This is a genomic window from Prevotella sp. P4-67 (assembly GCF_002251325.1).
GTDB lineage: Bacteria > Bacteroidota > Bacteroidia > Bacteroidales > Bacteroidaceae > Prevotella.
Genome location: NZ_NPJL01000046.1, coordinates 16,309 through 34,605, shown reverse-complemented (window position 1 = coordinate 34,605; position 18,297 = coordinate 16,309). Strand labels below are relative to the sequence as shown.

General features: G+C 56.1%; 14 protein-coding genes. 3 read left to right on the top strand and 11 right to left on the bottom strand.

From position 1 onward, the window contains the following. Positions 1-536: 536 nt before the first annotated feature. Positions 537-3,662, bottom strand: coding sequence for a glycoside hydrolase family 2 TIM barrel-domain containing protein (locus CIK92_RS07765; RefSeq protein ID WP_094388698.1), 3,126 nt, complete (start codon positions 3,660-3,662; stop codon positions 537-539). 90 nt (positions 3,663-3,752) lie between these two features. Between CIK92_RS07765 and CIK92_RS07760 the strand changes: the two genes are divergently transcribed. Next, the gene (locus CIK92_RS07760; RefSeq protein ID WP_094388697.1) at positions 3,753-4,748 is read left to right on the top strand and encodes a YqiA/YcfP family alpha/beta fold hydrolase; all 996 of its coding nucleotides are present in this window, start codon (positions 3,753-3,755) and stop codon (positions 4,746-4,748) included. 28 nt (positions 4,749-4,776) lie between these two features. Here CIK92_RS07760 and CIK92_RS07755 read toward each other — a convergent pair whose 3' ends face one another. The 10 genes from CIK92_RS07755 to CIK92_RS07710 all read right to left on the bottom strand — a co-directional run bounded on the left by CIK92_RS07755 (position 4,777) and on the right by CIK92_RS07710 (position 16,403). After that, a complete protein-coding gene (locus tag CIK92_RS07755; RefSeq protein WP_022309632.1) occupies positions 4,777-5,142 on the bottom strand; it encodes a DUF4359 domain-containing protein in 366 nt (121 codons plus the stop codon). Positions 5,143-5,155: 13 nt separating this feature from the next. After that, positions 5,156-5,899 carry a class I SAM-dependent methyltransferase gene (locus CIK92_RS07750; protein ID WP_371327117.1) on the bottom strand — a complete coding sequence of 248 codons (744 nt, stop codon included), beginning with the start codon at positions 5,897-5,899 and terminating at the stop codon, positions 5,156-5,158. A 95-nt stretch (positions 5,900-5,994) separates the two neighbouring features. Then, positions 5,995-6,768: a hypothetical protein gene (locus CIK92_RS07745; RefSeq protein WP_022309634.1), complete on the bottom strand. Its 774-nt coding sequence runs from the start codon at positions 6,766-6,768 to the stop codon at positions 5,995-5,997. A 295-nt stretch (positions 6,769-7,063) separates the two neighbouring features. Beyond that, positions 7,064-7,267, bottom strand: a complete 204-nt coding sequence (locus CIK92_RS07740; RefSeq protein WP_094388696.1) for a hypothetical protein — start codon at positions 7,265-7,267, stop codon at positions 7,064-7,066. Next, positions 7,268-8,179, bottom strand: coding sequence for an Rpn family recombination-promoting nuclease/putative transposase (locus CIK92_RS07735; RefSeq protein ID WP_094388695.1), 912 nt, complete (start codon positions 8,177-8,179; stop codon positions 7,268-7,270). Positions 8,180-8,366: 187 nt separating this feature from the next. Then, the gene (locus tag CIK92_RS07730) at positions 8,367-8,834 is read right to left on the bottom strand and encodes a nucleoside deaminase (RefSeq protein WP_022309638.1); all 468 of its coding nucleotides are present in this window, start codon (positions 8,832-8,834) and stop codon (positions 8,367-8,369) included. 221 nt (positions 8,835-9,055) lie between these two features. After that, the gene (gene serB / locus CIK92_RS07725; RefSeq protein WP_022309639.1) at positions 9,056-10,300 is read right to left on the bottom strand and encodes a phosphoserine phosphatase SerB; all 1,245 of its coding nucleotides are present in this window, start codon (positions 10,298-10,300) and stop codon (positions 9,056-9,058) included. An 80-nt stretch (positions 10,301-10,380) separates the two neighbouring features. Further along, complete coding sequence (locus CIK92_RS07720; protein WP_094388694.1) at positions 10,381-11,325, bottom strand: DMT family transporter; 945 nt, start codon at positions 11,323-11,325, stop codon at positions 10,381-10,383. Positions 11,326-11,552: 227 nt separating this feature from the next. After that, positions 11,553-14,906 carry an AAA domain-containing protein gene (locus CIK92_RS07715; RefSeq protein WP_094388699.1) on the bottom strand — a complete coding sequence of 1,118 codons (3,354 nt, stop codon included), beginning with the start codon at positions 14,904-14,906 and terminating at the stop codon, positions 11,553-11,555. Positions 14,907-14,915: 9 nt separating this feature from the next. Next, positions 14,916-16,403: a hypothetical protein gene (locus CIK92_RS07710; RefSeq protein ID WP_094388693.1), complete on the bottom strand. Its 1,488-nt coding sequence runs from the start codon at positions 16,401-16,403 to the stop codon at positions 14,916-14,918. 234 nt (positions 16,404-16,637) lie between these two features. Between CIK92_RS07710 and CIK92_RS07705 the strand changes: the two genes are divergently transcribed. Together CIK92_RS07705 and CIK92_RS07700 are read left to right on the top strand one after the other, a co-directional pair. After that, positions 16,638-17,849: a hypothetical protein gene (locus CIK92_RS07705; protein WP_144289377.1), complete on the top strand. Its 1,212-nt coding sequence runs from the start codon at positions 16,638-16,640 to the stop codon at positions 17,847-17,849. A gap of 27 nt (positions 17,850-17,876) precedes the next feature. Beyond that, complete coding sequence (locus CIK92_RS07700) at positions 17,877-18,068, top strand: hypothetical protein (protein WP_094388691.1); 192 nt, start codon at positions 17,877-17,879, stop codon at positions 18,066-18,068. Positions 18,069-18,297: the final 229 nt, after the last annotated feature.

Here is an 18,297-nt window from a genome sequence, read left to right as displayed (position 1 = left end):
AAAGACAAGCACATCCTATATTTGGCTAGATCACTAAAAACACGACAATCATTCTTATCTATATGGGAAAAATTAAAGGATTTCTCTTTGCCGTACGACACAGAGAAATCCTAATGACCGATTTGGGTTTACCAGATGTGCGTGCAATATCATACGTTTTTGGTCGTCTGATAGGCGCTTAATGCAAGATTGCTTGCGTTGAAGTGCTGGTTCTTGGAACTTTAATACTTCATTTTTGTTCTCTTTGCCCATTTTATTTGAACTTTTTTATTCAACTTAGTTCAGGGCAATACACCCTTCTTGCTGTGGTTAACGCTTCGCTAATCGCAACTCCTACAGAGTTGCTACACCTTATTATATATATACCCAGGGTAGAGGCGCTGCGCACCTCAACCCTGGGCTGGGGAAACGCAACTCCTACAGAGTTGCCGCTGCTTGCGGGCTGCTTGCGCTGCGCCGTCGCAATTAGACGCAAAAAGCCCGCCATCTTCGCTTGGGTTGCGATGATGGCGGGCTTGAAGGATATTGGGGTCGGTTTACTTCACGGGAACGAGCCAGAAGGTTACGCTGTAGTCGCCATACTTGAGGCGATACTCGGGCTGGGCTTCAGCCGCGCGTGACCATGAGTCTACACCACCCACTCCGGCTTGCTTCTTGTCGATGCACAGCTCGGTATACTTGGACTTGGGCAACTGGGCAGCGTGGCGCTGCTTCTTCTTGTCGCCCTCGTCGAGGTCGGAGATGTTGAAGTGGAGTGCAGAGGCAGAGAAGGGAGCGTCGGCCACAATCTTCAGACCCTTGCCCTCGGTGGTAGTCTGGTTCCACCAGCGTATGCCGGTCTTTGTACCGGTCTCCTGCGGACGTATGTAGGGATAGAACTGCTCGTCGGCGGTCTGAGTATAGATGCCAAGACGCTGAGAAGAGCAGCGGTCGATATAGTTCTCGTTGGGGCCGAGGCCATAGAAGTGGCTCTGGTCCATCTGGTAAGGCATGTCGAGCTTCATACCGAAGCGCATGAGGTTGCCCACCTCTGCACCGGGAGTGGCCTTGAAGTCCTGGGTAACGCGTATCTGTCCGTCGGCACCAATGAGGTAAGACAGAGTAAGTGTTCCCTTGACCTCGGGCATATCATAAACGACCTTAACCGAAGCTGAATTCTTGCCCTTCTCGACCTCGGTAGACTTGAGGTTGATGACGGGGTTGCGCCAAACCACGTAGCGACGCTGCAGGTTGGCACCCATATCGTTGTCAGTCACTGCACGCCAGAAGTTGGGCTTCAGCATACCGCCCTCGCCGAGCATAGACACGCCATCGACCTCGTAGCAGTTGATGTAGCTGGTGGCGGGGTCGAACTCTACCACGAAGTTGCTGCCCTGAACGCGCAGAGGAGCACCCTTCTTGTTGGCTACCTTGACCTTGCCCTTGGCTGTGCCGATGAGTCCGTCGGCGTTGAGCTCGGGCTTGGCGTCCTTCTCGGCGATGGCTATCTGGGCGTAAGCCATGGTCTGTCCCTTGGCGATGAGAGGTTCGGCAGTCTTGGTCTTGAAGTCGATGTTGAGCATCACCTCGGCATTGGCGTCGATACCGTCGAGCTTGTAGGGCAGAGTGTAAACCACCTTCTGCTGGGGAGCCACATCGAGGTTGGCTATCTCGCCCTGCTGTACGGCCTTGCCATCGGCGAGGAGAGTCCAGCACAGCTTGTAGTTATCGATGTTGCGGAAGAAGTTCTCATTGTAAACCTCTATCTTGCCAGCCTTGGCGTCGATGGCCTTTGCCCATACGTTCTGATACTGGTAACCGACCTCGTAGGCATGAGGATTGAGTTTGCGGTCGGGGCTGATGAAGCCATTGTTGTTGAAGTTCTTGTCATCATTGCTGTCCCAGTCGTTGTAGTCGCCGGCATAGGCAAAGATTTCCACACCGTTGGCATCTTTCTTGCGGAGAGCCTGGTCTACGAAGTCCCAGATGAAACCACCCTGGTACTTGGGGTACTTGCGGATGATGTCCCAGTACTCCTTGAAGTTGCCCTGGCTGTTGCCCATAGCGTGGGCATACTCACACTGGAAGAAAGGCTTCTTGGCCTTCTCATCGGTGCGCTTGCAGTACTCCTCACTCTCCTTCAGGCCGAGGTACATGGGGCAGTAGAAGTCGGAGTCGAAGTTCCAGCGGCCGCGCTCCCAATGTATGGGACGGCTGGGGTCGAACTCCTTGACCCATTTATAGGCATTCTCGAAGTTCACACTCTCTGCCGTCTCGTTGCCGAGTGACCAGATGATGACGCTGGGATGGTTGAAATACATGTGTACGTTATGCTCATTGCGCTCCATTATCTGTTTGGCGTACTCGGGCTTACGAGAGAAAGCGGTCTCTTCGTAGCCAAGACCGTGGCTCTCCTGATTGGCCTCGGCGAGGACATAGATACCGTACTCGTCGCAGAGGTCGTAGAAGCGGGGGTCAGAAGGATAGTGACAGGTGCGGACAGCATTGATGTTGAGCTGCTTCATAATCTTGATGTCCTGCAACATGCGCTCCACGCTTACCACGTAGCCGCCGTCGGGGTCAATCTCGTGACGGTTGGCGCCCTTGAGGAGAATGGGCTGGCCATTGACCAGCATCTGCGAGTTCTTGATTTCTATCTTGCGGAAGCCCACCTTCTGGGTGAGGACCTCTGTCACCTTGTCGCCGTTCTTGACTGTGGCCACGAGGGTGAAAAGGTAAGGAGTCTCGGCAGTCCACTTCTTGACATTGCGCAGCGAGAAGCGGATGGTGCCGTAGGCGTGGCGCTTGAAGTCGGCAGTGCTCTTGGCCACGGTGATGCCGTTGGCGTTGAGCAGCTCGAAGTCGATGACAGGGCGTCCGGTCACGTCGACCTTCACCTCGAGGGTACCGTCCTTGTAGTCATTGATGAGGTCGGGGGTAATTCTGAGGTCGTCGATATGCACTCCGGCGTCGCGGGCGTAAAGGTAGCTCTCGCGGGCCACACCGCTGAGGCGCCAGAAGTCCTGGTCTTCGGAGTAAGAACCGTCACACCAGCGGAATGTCTGGAATGAAATGAGGTTGTCACCCTTATGGATGTAAGGGGTAATGTCGAACTCGGCAGCCACCTTGGAGTCCTCGCTGTAGCCCACGAAGCGTCCGTTGACATAGAGGTACATGTTGGAAGTGACAGAGCCGAAGTGGGCTATCACCTGCTTGCCGTCCCAGTTGGCAGGGATGGTGATGATGCGGCGGTATGAACCCACGTGGTTGCGCTCGTTGGGGGTATAGGGCGGGTTGTTCTTGAAATGGCCGCGCCAGACATATCCCACGTTGATATAGGCAGGGTCGCCATATCCCTGGAGCTCCCACATGCCGGGAACGTTGATTTCGCCCCATGTGCTGTCGTCGAGGTCGGTCTTGTAGAAGTCGGTAGGACGCTGGTCGGCGTTCTCTACAAACTTGAACTTCCACTTGCCGTCGAGCGAGAGAAAATTGGACGACTCGGTCTTGACGCCCTTGAGCGCCAGGTCACGGTTCTCATACGCGAAGAACTGGGTGTGCAATGGGAAACGGTTTACCGCGTTTACCTGCAAGTCTTGCCATTCAGTGAAAGTGGGCGTCACGTCGGCCGCCGACACTGAAAGTGTTGCTGCAAGTGCCAATAAAAGGAATGAATTTCTCATGTAATTATTGTTAATTTAATGATAATGCATAGGTAGACATGGCAAAGATAAGCAAAAACAATGGTAACTTTGCACATAAATGGCTTAAAAATGCAAAATCCCTATATTAAACAGTACCCCGACCTCATGGACGGGAAGAAAATCATGTATATTCATGGTTTTATGTCATCAGCACAGAGCGGAACGGTATCAATCCTGCAGACACTGTTACCCAATGCGACGGTGGTGGCGGACGATATTCCGCTGGACCCGGTCGAGGCGGTGACGATGTTGCAGGAAATGGTTCGCCGAGAGAAGCCCGACCTCATCATCGGTACCTCGATGGGCGGCATGTATGCCGAGATGCTGCACGGCTATGACCGCATACTGGTCAACCCCGCACTGGAAATGGGGCAGACCATGCAGAAGAGCAACATGATGGGCAAACAGGTGTTTCAGAATCCACGTCGGGACGGCGTGCAGGAGGTGGTGGTGACCAAGGCTCTGGTCAAGGAGTATGCCGACATTACCACCCGCTGCTTTGCGGCGGTCGATGCCGACGAGCAACGGCGTGTCTATGGTCTCTTTGGCGACAAGGACCCGGTGGTGCATACCTTTGACCTCTTCCACAGCCATTATCCTCAGGCTATCCGCTTCCACGGCGAGCACCGACTGATAGAAAAGGTGGTGCACAGGTATCTGATACCGGTGATAAGGTGGATAGACGACCGGCAGGAGGGCCGCACGCGTCCCGTGGTGCTGATAGACAGTTCGACCATGAGAGACAGCTATCTCAACGCGACATCAAGCATGCACAAGGCGTTTGAGATGCTCATCGAGAAGTACGATGTAAGGATAGTGGCGCCGGCTCCCACCGACCACCCCGAACAGATAACCGAGATGGGAGCATGGATAGAAGACGCACTCTCGGCTCCGGCGTGGAACAGGGTAATCTATACCAATGACCCGCAGCTCATCTGTGCCGACTACCTGATAAGCGACCGCGATGTGGATGACTTTATGGGTACCGTCATCCGTTGGGGCAGCGACAAGTTCAAGACCTGGGAAGAAATCATCGGTTATTTCGAACTGCTGGGTGGCCAGTAGCGGGGTAGGGGTGAATTGGGAGACCGTGTCATTCATCAGTCTTCTGCAGCGCCTGGCGTATATCGTCCTTGTCGCTGGTGAAGACATGGTTGAAGGCACCCACCGAGACCACGCGGGTGGTTCCGTCGAAGGTAATGCGGCCTACGCTGAACAGCAGATAGTTGCTTACCTCCAGCGAATTGTCCAGATAGACTTCTGCCACTTTGCTCACGAAGAGCGAACCTAAAAAGCCCATCACGATATTGTCGTCATGACGTTGGGAAAGGGTCTCGTTCACATAGCCCGAGACCGCAGAACGGATGGCCTCGGTATGGGCTTTCTTGTCGGGACAGGTAAGCGCCATCAGCAAGATGACAAATAGGGTGATGACCAGGGCAAATATCTTTTTCATCATAATCTTGATATGTTTAAGGGTTGGTTCTCTCCAGACTGAGCTGAGCCAGATAGTCGTAGTGGTCGCCTTCGGCCACGAGCCGACAGTCGAGCCCCGCCTCACGGGCTGCGGCGCTGAGCAGCGGATAGTCGACATAGAGCCAGTCGAACGGTAGGCCCTCGACACGGTCATACCGCATCTGATAGTCGACCTCTCCATAGTATTTGCCGGACAGGTCGATGTCCATACCACCATCTTCATCCTGATAGACATAACTCAGGTCGCTCGAGTCGATAAGTATCTGCCCGCCCGGGGCAAGCAGACTCGCCACGCGACGCAACAGCCCGCCCAGTCCGCTCATCTTGCCGGCTATGCCCGTACCGTTCATCAGCATGAGTATGGTGTCGAAACCTCCGCCGAGGCGTGGGTCGAAGAGGTTGATGCACTCCACATCGGCGATGCCGCGCCGGCGCATGGCCTCGCAACTCAGGGGCGACACGTCGATAGCCTTGACGCTCACACCGCGCTGCTGCAGCGCCAGGGCGTGGCATCCGGCTCCGGCGCCCACATCGAGCGTGGTGCCGCTGGTCATCTCCAGCGCCTTTAGCTCCAACGGCGGCATGCTGTCGGTAGTGCGGAAGAGATAGTCTACCGGCATCTCGTCGTCGTCAAACATCGACGACATCACGGTGAGCGTCTTGGCACGGCCCGTGGTGAGATAGTCGAGAATGGCTGCGCCCATAGGGTCGCGCTTGGGGTCGAGGGTTTGGGTATCGATGGTCATCAGGATGGTATAAAAATCGGCATACCGGCTGCGATGCACTCTGCCGCCGATATGCCTTGTCATGAAAAATTCTATCTTTATGGATGCGATTAGAGAATACGACCTACGATGCGGAAGTTGAGCACGGGATAAACTGTAGCCTTACTCAGATACTTCAGCACTTCGCCGGTATCGCTGTTGGTGTCGGCCTTGGTCAGCTTGTGGTCGCGCAGATAAACCTCGGGGGTACCCCAAAACTGCACACCCATGTCGAAGTTGAAGGCGAAGCGATGCTTGGCGGGAACGGCACGGCCGAAGCCTACGCCCAGATAAGGACGGAAGGCGGCAACCTTGAGTGTAGCGTCTACGTTACCACGCTCGTCGGGGGTAAGCAGGTAGTCGCCCAGGTCAAGACCAATCTTCTGGCCGTCGGGGAGAGAGGCGTTGAGTCTGTTGATATCCATCAGCACGCCGTCCTTGGTATTCTTTAGGGTAATTATCTTGTCGGAACCCAGGTAGGCACCTGCGGTAACGTGGAATGCACTCGTCTTGAATGGGTAGACATCGAAGAGCAGATGGCCGGTGGTGAGCGACGATTTGCCTTCCACCTCGAAAGAGCGAGGGCCATTATAACTTGCTGGGATTTCACCGTCGAGGTCGAGGTCGGTCTTGACTTTAATCTGCGGGAAGATGTTTACGCCTCCGCGTACGGTCACGTAGGGAGTGATGGGGGCTGCAGCCTCGATGCTGATACCGGTAAGGCCGACACCGACGCCCACACTGAGATGGTTGAAGATTCCATGGTCATCTACTGCACTTTCCTGGGCTGAGAGTTGGCTGAAGCTCATCATCGCCATAGCCAACAGTAGCATAACTTTTCTCATAGTTAATTTAGTTTTAGTTTATGTTAATATAATGTTGATGATTGCAAATATAATAAAAATCTCTTTACCCACCGCAGTTTATGATAAAAAAATGAGAAACAGCCGTGATTTTGTTACCTTTTACTGCGCGTCAGCCCTATAAACCCTGCTCAGCAGCCACTTTTGCTACAATGATTCTGAAGTTTATCCACAGAAAAGGCTGGACCCCGCGAGTGGAATCCAGCCTGCTTTATAGTATGGTAACCGATGTCTCCAGCGTCGCCTCGATGATGACAAGGCTCCCAGAAACATCCGGCTACATCATCTCCTTTATTTCCTGAATAGTCATGTCCATCACCTCAGCCACATCGTCGACAGCCATGCCTCGCTGCAGCATCTTGCGGGCTATCTCGACCTTCCTGCGCTTAATGCCCTCGGCCAATCCTTCAGCCAATCCCTTGGCATAGCCATCCTTCTTGGCAGTGTTGATGGCGTTGATGATGTCGCAATCGGTATACATCTACAATATCTTCTTTATATCCTGGACCGTCATGTTAGTCAACTCAGCTACCTCTTCGACAGCCATGCCTCGCTGCAGCATCTTGCGGGCTATCTCGACCTTGCTGAACTCAATGCCCTCTGCAATGCCTTCGGCGCGTCCCTCGGCATGTCCTTCTGCATGTCCTTCGGCGCGTCCCTCGGCAAAACTATCCTTTTTGGCTGTGTTGATGGCGTTGATGATGTCGCGATAGGCATTCACACTATCCTCGTACAGCATCCTGTCCTGCGCATTGAACTTGGAAACTTCAGCCTGTTCAAACAGCCTTGTGAACACACGCTCCTGAAGGGCAGCGGGGCGCTCCATGAGCACAGAGAGGTTCTTGAGCACAAACATCCACTTGTCGTACATCGTGACGAGCTGGTCTTCGGTCTTGTCAAACTTAGGAATCTCTACATATATATAAGTGAGCTTGTCATAGAACACCTTCTTGGTGTTGATCTCCATAAGTTTAACCTCATGATGCCAATGCTGCGCTTCCTCCAGACCTTCTGCGAAATTGAAATTCAGCAAACCGATGGTATAAACCGAACTGAGATGGAAGTCCCAGTTACCTCCACGCTGAGCCTGCTCACGGATAGGGAAGGTGGAGTAATAGATGGTGCGGTCTTTGAAGAACTCCTGATACACATTCTGCATCTCGACGATAAACTTCTCGCCCTTCTGGTTCTCGCAATAGACATCAAAGATGGCGCGCCGGGCATCAGCACGGTCGCCCAACTGCTCAGAGTTGAGGTAAGTCACATCCTTTACATCCTGTTCGCCACGAAACAATGCGTTGAGGAAACTTATCAGCAACTCCTTGTTGAACTCGGAGCCGAAAAGGCGTTTGAAACCGAAATCAGTATGTGGGTTGATGTATCTTTCTGTCATAACAATATATTGAGAAACAATGACTATATCTGCAAAGTTAAGAAATAAAATCAGAAACGTGACTGTTTTGTCAGTTTTTTTCGTCATCCATAACAAATAAACGATAGTTCGCGCGGCGGCGGGACAACTCCCCTGCAACCAAAAAAGCCAATATCCTCTGCCAGTGGCGGATATTGGCTTGTAGTGGTCAATACTCAGTCTTGCTGTCGCTCTCTCTCCATGCCTCAAAGGCTTTCTTGGCCTCATCGGGCAGCAGGATTCGCATGGGCTTGTGGCGGTCTGCCGGAGCGAGGGCTATCTCCTGATAGATGAAGTCGTCGTCGAAACCTATTGCGGCAGCGTCCTTGCGGTCGTTGGCATAGTAGATGTGGTCCAGATGTGCCCAATAGATGGCACCGAGACACATGGGACAAGGCTCGCATGAGGTGTAGATGTCGCAACCACTGAGGTCAAAGGTACCGAGACGCAGCGAGGCGGCGCGGATGGCACTGACCTCGGCATGGGCGGTAGGGTCGTTGTCAAGGGTCACACGGTTGGAAGCCTCGGCCACCACCACGCCGTCGCGGGCTATCACGGCGCCGAAGGGGCCGCCGCCTTTGCGCACGCTCTCTTCGCTCAGGGCGATGGCGCGTCTCATCAGTTCTTCTTTCGTCATAATCGTTCTTGTTATTATTGTTTCCTGCACAAACTTATTCATTTTTTTTGAATTCCCCAAATAATGTGTGTTAAATATCCATCATAGTCCCGCTGCGCGCATCGCCAGACTCCACGGCAGAGACCATAACCGCAGCCGTCATACACCCGCTTCGGACAAAACAAAACCGCAATGCCCTGGTGTGGACATTGCGGTCGGGAGTGTCGTGTATGGTTGCGGGGTCAGAAACGGCCCTGGTCTTCGAGATAACTGTCCTTGAACCCGAGGAAGTAGAGCACTCCGTCGAGTCCAATCGTATTGATGCTCTGCTCGGCGCTTGCCACCACGCGTGGCTTGGCATGGAAGGCTATGCCCAGACCGGCTTCGCTCAGCATGGGCAGGTCGTTGGCACCGTCGCCCACGGCGATGGTCTGCGCCAGGTTTACCTTCTCCACCTGTGCGATGAGCTTCAGCAGTTCGGCCTTGCGTGTACCGTCTACTATCTCGCCCACATAGCGTCCGGTGAGCTTGTTGTTATCGTCTATCTCCAGCTCGTTGGCGTAGACATAGTCAATTCCGTATCTGCGCTGGAGGTACTCGCCGAAGTATGTGAAACCACCGCTGAGGATGGCTATCTTGTAACCACATCTCTTGAGTACCGACATGAGGCGGTCGGCGCCCTCGGTGATAGGCATCTTCTCGGCTATCTCCTGCATCACGCTTGCGTCGAGGCCCTTGAGCAGTGCCACGCGTCGGGTGAAGCTCTCCTTGAAGTCTATCTCGCCCCTCATGGCGCTCTCGGTGATGGCGCGCACCTTGTCGCCCACTCCGGCGCGGTCGGCCAACTCGTCTATACACTCGGTCTGTATCAGCGTCGAGTCCATATCAAAGCATATCAGTCGGCGCATGCGTCTGTACATGTTGTCCTTTTGGAATGAGAAGTCTATACCCATGTCTGCCGACATGTGCATGAGGTCTCCCTGCATTTCCTTTTGGTCTCGGGGCGTGCCACGCAGCGAGAACTCGATGCAGGCCCTCACGTTGCGGTTGGTCTTCTTGATGCTCTGGCGTCCGGTGAGGCGCAGTATCGAGTCGATGTTGAGCCCCTGCTGCGCGATGATTTTGGTGGCTGAGGCAATCTGCTCTGCGGTGAGCGTCTTGCCTATCAGGGTGAGGATGTAGCGGTTCTTGCCCTGCTTGTTGACCCATGCCTCGTACTCGTCGTCGCCTATGGGGGTGAAGGCTATCTGCACCTGCAGTTCGGTAGCCTTGAAGAGCAGTTCCTTCATCACCTGTCCCGACTGGCGCTCGTCTATACGGATGAGGATGCCAAGTGAGAGAGTGGCGTGGATGTCTGCCTGACCGATGTCGAGTATCTGGGCTTTGTGGCGTGCCAGTATCTCTGTGACCATCGCGGTGAGTCCCGGGCGGTCTTGACCGGTAATGTTTACCAGTATCTGTTCAAATTTCTTGTTGTCTTGTTCCATTCTTTGTGTATCTTGATGCACAGGTTGCAAAAGTACTTGTTTTCCTGCTGACTTACAAATTTATGCGCTTAAATCTTTCCTCACTTGTGGCGTACGTGGTTGAGTATGCGTGGGAACATACGGCGCAGCCGCATCAGGTATTCGCCTGTCTTGCTTCCGCCTACTACCATCGTCACAGCCACGATGATGAGCGTCAGACCCACCATGTCGCGCGGGGTGAGGGTCTCGCCGAAGACGAGCACGCCGAAGATGATGGCTGTCACGGGCTCCAGCGCTCCCAGTATGGCGGTGGGCGTAGAGCCAATGCGCTGGATGGCAGCCGTGGTGCAGAGGAAGGAGATGGCGGTGGGGAATAGTGCCAGTGCCACTACGTCGGCCCACATATACCACTGGCTGGCGGCGGGCATGGTGAAGGGCGTGCCGGTGGCAAAGCGTCCGGCAAAGATTAGTGCGCCGAACACCAGCACGTAGAAGGTAATCTTGAGCGTGGGGATCTCGCTCAGCATGGGGCGGTTGGCCCCCACGATGTATATGGCGTAGCTCAGCGACGATGCCATGACCAGAAGCGTGCCCACCAGACTCAGTGTGTCGCCGTCGCTGCCACGATAGAGCAGCCCTATTCCGCTCAGAGCCATCACGATGCAGAGGATGGTGGTGATGGTGAGCCGCTCCTTGAAGAAGAGTGCCATGATGACCGCCACCATGATGGGGTAGACGAAGAGCAGCGTTGAGGCTATGCCTGCCGCCATGTGGTTGTAGCTCTCAAAGAGGGTGAGCGACGAGATGGCCATTATCAGACCCATCGCCACGAGTGGCAGTATCTGGTGCCGGCGTAGTCCGAAATCGCGTCCGCGCATCATCAGCATAGCTGCCAGCATAGGTATGGCGGTCATATAGCGGAAGAAAAGAACCGATTCGGGGTTCATACCTATTTTATATAGGGGCAGGGCGAAAAGGGGATTGGTTCCGTAACTTGCGGCTGCGATGGCAGCCAGAATATAACCTTTAGTAGTGTTGCTAAGCATAGAGATATCTGTTGTGTAGCAGCCCGCAACCGTAGCGGCAGCTCTGTTTGACGGTGCAAAGGTACTAATAATCTATCCATGCCACGCCATGACTGCCCACTTTTTTTATCCCCGTCTGCCAATTGTCTGTTTTCCAGCTATGCGAGGGCCTTACGGCCACCACAATCGTTTGTGGCAAAGCCTCTGCGATATGGCCTCTGCCGATTATCCTTGTTCCCACGACCGTACTACTCTTCTTGCGGCTCGGCATATCCCTCCCTGCTGCGTATATGGTCCAGGAGTTTTGCGAAGAGCGCGTTCTGGCGCAGCGTATGTTCGTGTCCGGTAATGATGAGCTGCTTGCGGGCACGCGTGAGCGCCACGTTGAGCTTGCGGTCTATCACCAGGCCGTCTTCCTCCATGCAGTTGGCGGTGAGGAAGTCCAGCTGGTAGGCGTGCTGGATGGTAAACGAGTAGACGATAACATCGCGCTGCGACCCCTGATACCGTTCTACGGTGTCGATGGATATGCGGGTGAGCGGCTCGATGCCCATCTGCTCAATCTCGCGACGTATCATGGCTATCTGGTTGCGGTAGGGCACGATGACGCCCACCGTGCGGTCGGGGTCGAAGTCCTTGCCACAGTAGGAGTATATCCGCCCGACTATCCGGGCTACTATCCTCGCCTCTACGGGGTTGACCTTGTCTGACTGGGTGGGCGAGAGATTGCCGGCCGAGGGGAAGTAGAGCAGGCGGTGATGGTGGAGAAGCGTGTCGAGACTGTCGGCGGCGTGGGGCAGTGGCGTGGGGTAGATGACGTCGGTCTGCTGGTGGGGCAGGGGCACGCACTCCAGCTGCTCGCGACGGTAGAACATCTCGTTGGGGAAACTTGCGATGTCGGGGTGCATGCGTCCCTGACGTCGCAGGATGCCCACAAACTGCGTGCGACCCAATGCCATCTCGCGGCGGTAAAGCCGCTCGAAGAGCGAGTTGCGGCAGTCGGTGAGATGGATGGCTGTGAGCAGCGGGTCGGTGGTCTGCGACAGTGCGGCGGGCTGCTGTACCACTGCCGGCAGCTGCTTGTAGTCGCCCACCATGACAAACTTGTCGATATGGGTGAGCAGCCCCATCAGCGAAGGCTCGAGTATCTGGCTGGCCTCGTCGATGATGGCCAGGGAGAAGTGGCGCAGCGCGAAGAGGGGCGTGCGGCTCTGCAGCGTGGTGGTGGTAGCCACGACCACGCGGGCCGAGAGCAGCGTCTGGCGCACGAGGTCGAGTCTGGGAGTCTCGCCCACGCGCCTGTCGAGCAACTGGTCGCGGAAGCGGGGGTCGCAGGTGTACTCGTTGCCTATGCGCAGATAGTCTATGCCCGCCTCGGTGAGCATGGCGCAGATTTCGTCTACCGCCCTGTTGGTGTACGAGGTGAGCAGCAGCGATGCCTCGGCGTCGCAGAGTGCCTCTTCGACCATGAAGCGCAGCGCCATCGATGTCTTGCCGGTCCCCGGCGGGCCCACGAGCAGGAAGAAGTCATTGGCCTGCTTGACCTTGAGCAGCGTGTCATCGTAGGTGGGGCTGTAGGGGCGGGTAAGCCGTCGCGAGATGTCGGCTGTGGGTTCGCGCTGCGAGAGGAGCAGCTGTCGCCGGTCGCCCGGCGCGTGTATCAGTTCGCTCAGACTGCGCAGATTGGCGGTGAAGGTGTTGTCGGAACCGCTGTGCTCTACGGCATAGATGCTGTCGGCGAGTATATGTTCGTTCTGCTGGCCGTCGTTGAGGTGCACGGTGATGCTGTGCTGGCTCATCGCCACTATCGAACCCTTGAAGAGGATGGCGCCGGTGGGGTTGGGCGTGTCGGTGTAGGCATAGAGATATATCGAGTCGCCCGGGCGGAAGTTGGGCAGGAAGTCCTCGCCCTGGTCGGGCACGTCGAGGCTGACGATGTCCCATCCGCCGCGTCCCTTGCTCTTCTCCTTGCCAGTGATGGTGAGCCCGGTGTAGATGTTGCCCATTTCGCGCTTGGTGGCGAGCGGCATGTTCCACAGGTCGGCCATACTGGCACTTACGCCCTCATTGCTGCCCACCTTGGCAGCCAGCTGCTCGCGCATCACGAATGTCGCCATGGTGCAGAAGTAGGCGTGCTCTACGGCGCTCATGGTGTGGAGCGGAGTGAGCAGGCGCTGGAGCTGGGGCAGAATGTAGTCGGAGAAGAAGCGGGTAGACAGTTGTCGCTCGTTGATGGTCTCGGGGGTGAGCTGGTCGATGATGCTGTCGAACCCGTCGTGGGCTATGGCGTAGTCTTGTGCCACGATGCGGTTGCGCAGGGCAATAGCCTCGCGGAAGAGGGCCTGGTACTCGTTGACGGCTACCAGTCCGCCGGGCAGGGGATACTTGGAGTAGAGCAGGCGTATGTCGGTCTTGCGGTGGCCCAGCCCGAAGTTCTGGCGCAGCAGCCCTGCATAGAGCAGCAGCTGCACATAGTGGTCCTCCTTCTGGAAGGAGCCATACTGGTTGGCATATCCGCGCTCGATATTGTAGTTGCGGCCCGACTTCTGCTCGACCAGCAGCCGCATATCGGTGGTCATGAGGTCGATACGACCCTGGATGCCCAGCCGCTCGCACACGAAGGAAGGCTCGAGGATGGCCCGGTCGCGCCTGTAGGGCTGGCGGCGCGAGGCGGGGTCGGGGGCGAAGAGATTGTCTACGATGCCGCACAGATTGTCGACCTGCGCCTTGGCGTCGACCTTGAATGTGGCTCCGCCGGCAAAGTCGGGGCAGGTGCAGTAGTCGAGCGCCCGCTCGCGGAAGTTGGTACGCAGGGTGTCGAGCCAGTCGTAGTCCGTCGGGTGGTTGATGATGTCATCGAGGGCGCGCCCGGCAAAGTTACCCAGGAGTATGGCATAGGAGTTGGCGGTAGGGCTGAGCCTGTTGGCGACATAGGCGAGGGGATGGTGGCCGTAGTCGGTGAAGCAGCGCGCTATCTGGCTGATGTCGAGCAGATAGTCGGGCTCGACGATGATGAGCCCGGGCTCGAGGTGCTTGCCCTCATGGCAGTCGATGAGGTTGAGCTGCATGCCGCGCTTGAGCAGGGGCTGCAGATAGCTGTGGGCGGTGTAGTCGACGGTGTAGGTGTCGCCCGTGCCTTCGCCGTCGGCATGGACGTGGATGAACTGGTCGTCATGGTCGGTGACCACGCAGCGCATATAGCGGCGGTCTATGGTGTGGCTGAGGTCGGCGGGACGCCCCATGACGGGCAGATGGCCTACGAGGGTAGAGGGCACGTCGGTGGAGGTGACTGCCGACACGAGCAGAGCCAGCGCACGCAGGTCGTAGGGCCAGTCGGCGTCGGCGATGGGCTCGGTGCTGTTGGAGTGGCGGCGCATGGTCTGTATCTCCTGCCTGTCGGCGGCGCCCACGGCACGGCTGCGACACAGGTAGTCGACTTGCGAAAACAGGTTGCCAAAGGCCATGCCTGTGTCCTTGACTCCCTCATGGCACACCTGTGCCAGGGCGGCGTGCAGACTCCTGTTGCGCACCTCGACGGTATCGCTGTCGAGGTCTGCAAGTGCCTCTACACGCCGGTAAAGTAGTGTGGCTGTATCTGGCATCATGTTCTCTTAGTAGGCAGCACGTGTGAATACGGTGCCATTGCGGTAGTAGATCTGGCCGCCTTCATCGTTCAGGTCGCGCCACTCGTCGCTGGAGCCTACGCGCTGGAAGTGGTGCAGCTTGCCGTCTTCTCCGGTGGCATAGAAGTCATTGCCCTCAGAGAGCTGGCGCTTGGCGTTGGCGGCGGCTTCGAGCTCGTCGCTGCGCACCTTGCCCTGGAGCAGACAGTTGAATATCCACAGCAGTACGACGATGGCCAGCACGGTGAAGCCGCTTATCCACTTGTATATCTCGTGGACGGGCAGCATCCAGTGGAGCTCGGAGCGGTGGGCGCTGGTGGCATAGGCGATGATGATGTTGGGCAGGGCGAGTATCACGTTGATGCCGAAGACGGGTATCAGCGACACGGGCAGCCACATGGCCACCACCACGGTGTTGGCCACAATCACCATCAGTATCTCGACGGCAGTGAGCCAGAAGCCCTTGTCGGTATCGCAGGCCTCAGCATCCTTGATGTGGCGGCTCATCATCCAGCAGTTGTAGGCCATGGCGCAGGCCAGAGCCGTGAGCATGATGATGGCCCCCAGACCTTCAAAGAAGCCGGCAAAGAGATTGGCGAAGATGGTCTCGGTCAGCAGGGGCACGCAGAGGCATACCGTGATGACGGCGATGAGGGCCAGCAAGAGATAGTTGCTCACCAGGAGCAGCTTGGGCATCTTCTGGTACTCGGTGCTGATGGTCAGCTCGTCGTCGCAGGTGCTTATCTTGTTCTTCGGACCCAACTCTATCTCGTCGCGCTCGGCAAAGAGCAGGATGGCCATAATCACTGCCAGCACGGTGATGCCCAGGAGCGAGTAGAAGACGGTACTCTTGTAGACCAGCAGGCTCTTGTTGTGGATATACTCCTGCACCTTCTCTTGCTGCGGGTCGGGCTGGGGTGCTGGGGTGTAGTCGGGACTCACGCGCTGGGCTGCCTCGGCCACAGCGTCGGCATTGATGCCGAGAGGGGCGTTGCGCAGGAGGCGTATCTTATACCGCTTGGTGTCGATATTGGCTATGTTCTGCATGATGGGCTCGCCGTCCTTGACCTGCTTGATGACCATAGGCTTGCCCACATTGCCGGCATCCTCGAGCGAGCAGTGGCCCTGGGCGTCGACATTGATGAAGCCCTTGACGTGGAGCTCCATAGCGCCGTCGGCAGCGGTGACAATCTGCATGAATGTCAGATTGCGGTTCTCGGAGACGCGCGGGTTCATGACCGCCAGATGTTTGTCGGCATAGAGATACAGCTTGCCGTCGCTCTCCTGTCCGGCGTAGGCATAGGGGTTGTCGTTGTCCAGGTCGATGACTGCCGTGGGCTGCATGGCCTCGGTCTGTGGCTCGATTACTTCTGTGCGGTATTTCACCGCAGGGTGCAACTCGTTGAGAACGGATAGCGCGAGGGCAGCTATCACATAACAGGCAATGTGGATGGTCCACTTCTTAGATGTCTTCATTGTCTATATAATATAAATAGGTGTAATGCGATTGTCAATGTGTGACAAAGGTAAAAATAAAAAACGAGTAATGGGTGCAAAAGGGCACACTTTTTTGTCTGGCCATGACAAGTAGGGAGAAAAAGTGGGTCCGGCAGAGTTTTATACGTATCTTGAGAGCTGTGGACAGAATGATTTTCGCTAATTTTGCAGACTGTTGGCATGGTGCCGGCAAGCATAACGGAAATGGAAGATATGATACAAGTGATAATAGACGTGAAGGTCAGGGACTGGGTGACGGCCCGCGATATGGTGATGACCGTAGAGGTAGACGAGAACTCGGTGCGCCGTCTGATGCTATACCCCTATGTGGGTAGGACGCAGGTGGACAGGCGCGAGATGGCTCCGATGATAACCGAGCTGGATAGCGCCATAGGCAGCGGGCTCGCCATACTGCTGGCAGACGAACTGCTGAGTCAGGAGGCTGAGGTAGACTGCAGCATCGATTTCGTGGACAAGAACAGGCAGCTCGTCGAGCGCTATGGATGGACCGATGCCGCCAGCATCTATGCCGCCTACAGCGAGGGCAGGGACTACAACAGATATGCGCTGCGTCTCTTCCTTGATGACTGCAGCCGCCGGGAGGGCCCAGACAACCACTACACGCGCCACTATGTGGAAAAGGCGCTTGCCCGCGACTCCGACGCCCTGGATGTGCTGGGTTGCATCGACAAGTATGACGAGCGGGGCGAGCCCAACCCCTTCTATGCCGAAGATTACTGTCAGAACCAGACTCCGCTGTTCCTTCTGGAGATGTTGTTCGCATTCCAGTGCAACGACGAACCGCTGATAGACAATCTGCACCAGTTCTTCCTGCACGGGGTGGGGATAGAGCCCGACGCGCGGATGGTGAGCATACTCGAGGACTGCCAGCGCCGCATGGCAGAGGTGGAAGAGTATATCGACTGTAGGGACGAGACGGGGCTGAAGATGCTGCTCGCTTCGCCCGAGGACGACTGCAACTACTTCCTCGACATCGTGGAGTCGTGGTGTGGCGACGCGAGGCTCGATTATCTTGGCGTGTTGGTCGTGTCGAGGCTCTACGGCTGTCGTATAGACAATGCCTGCCGGAAGCGGGTGGTAAGGCTCGTCACCCGGTATGCCAAGTGGGGTTGGACCTATGCCTTGGGCGCCCTCTCCTGTCTGGCCGAGGACTGCGGCATTGATGAGGTTGAGGCTGCGATTGCCCGTATATTCACCGAGACGCCATCGCCGCAGGCCTTTGATGACTACCGCGAGGTGCTCGGCAGATATTTTCATCGCAACGACTATCTCGAGACCTGTTTCAAGAACAGCCAGACGCTTGCCCGTATGGACGGCGAGAGCGAAGACGACTCGATGTTTGTCCCTAAGGAAGAGGACGAATTCCCCTTCCGTCACCACGGCTATAGCGGTGACCAGTGTTAGCGCCGTGTGGCTGGCTGTGGCGGCGGGATGGACAAAAGGTTGAGCCACCCCAGCCCCAAGAATATCCGTGACAGCCCCGAGAATATCCGTGACAACTCCAGGGATATTCGTGACGGCCCCAAGGACACCCGCGACGGTCTCAAGGATATCCATGACAACTTCAAAAATATCCAAGACAGCCCCAAGGAAAACCACGACAGTCCGAGGAAGAGTGGATAGAAACCCAACCGCCCTCCCAGCCGCTCCCAGCGTTGTAGCAATCGCCACCAACAGGCAAATCACCATTTCTTCCATTCCCTACATTATTATATATATAAGGGCAGTCACTTTATAGTCCCTGACCATCCACTTTATTGTGCATTGCAGCCCACTTTGTTGTACACGGCTACCCATCTTGCTACATCCGTTGCCCGCATTGTCTGCGAGTTTGTCCACTTCGTCGCACCTA